Genomic DNA, 1,101 nt, shown 5'->3' with positions numbered 1-1,101 from the left:
AACGTGCCGGATCGCGTCCTGCGCGCCATCGACGCGCCCACGATCGACCACCGCGGGCCGCAGTTCGCCCGCCTGGGCCTCGACCTGCTCGAGGCGATCAAGGCCGTGTTCCAGACCGAGGGCCCCGTCGTGATCTACCCCTCCTCGGGCACGGGGGCGTGGGAGGCGGCACTAGTCAACACGCTGTCGCCGGGCGATCGCGTGCTGGCCTTCGAGACCGGTCAGTTCTCGACGCTGTGGCGGACCATGGCCGAGCGACTCGGGCTCGACGTGGAGTGGGTGCCGGGCGACTGGCGCCACGGCGTCGACCCGGACACGGTGCAGCGCATCCTGTCGGCCGACGCCGGCCACGCCATCCGCGCGGTCACGGTGGTCCACAACGAGACGTCCACGGGAGTGACCAGCCGGATCCCGGCCGTCCGCGCGGCGATCGACGCCGCCGCCCATCCGGCGCTCCTGCTGGTCGACACGATCTCGTCGCTCGCGTCGATCGACTACCGCCACGACGAGTGGGGCGTCGACGTGACCGTGGGGTGCTCGCAGAAGGGCCTCATGCTGCCGCCCGGCCTCGGGTTCAACGCCGTCAGCGAAAAGGCCCTCGCCGCGTCGGCCTCGGCCCGCCTGCCGCGGTCCTACTGGGAGTGGGAGCCCATCATCGAGGCCAACCGCGCGGGCTTCTGGCCCTACACGCCGCCCACCAACCTGCTCTACGGGCTCCGCGAAGCCGTCGCCATGCTGATGGAGGAGGGCCTGCCGGCGGTGTTCGCCCGCCACGAGCGCCACGCCGAGGCCACCCGGCGGGCGGTCCGGGCGTGGGGGCTCGAGGTCCTGTGCGCGGACGAGCGCGAGTACTCCGGCTCCCTGACCGCGATCCTCATGCCCGAGGGGCACGACGCCGACGAGGTGCGCCGGATCGTCCTCGAGCGCTTCGACATGTCGCTCGGCACCGGCCTGGGCAAGCTGCGCGGCAGGGTCTTCCGCATCGGCCACCTCGGCCACTTCAACGACCTGATGCTGGCCGGGACGCTGTGCGGCGTCGAGCTCGGCCTGGCGCTGGCCGGCGTGCCGATCAACCGCGGCGGGATCGACGAGGCGCTCGAG

The 1,101-nt window shown here is 72.8% G+C and carries 1 protein-coding gene; it reads left to right on the top strand.

The annotated features are described in order from the left end of the window. On the top strand, nt 1–1,101 hold a 1,101-nt coding region (locus AABM41_09655), incomplete at both ends, for an aminotransferase class V-fold PLP-dependent enzyme (GenBank protein ID MEK6192562.1).

The sequence above is a fragment of the Chloroflexota bacterium genome, from assembly GCA_038040195.1.
In the GTDB taxonomy this organism is placed as follows: domain Bacteria; phylum Chloroflexota; class Limnocylindria; order QHBO01; family QHBO01; genus DASTEQ01.
The sequence above is the reverse complement of the archived record's forward strand: the minus strand, read 5'-3'. Positions and strand labels throughout refer to the sequence as shown.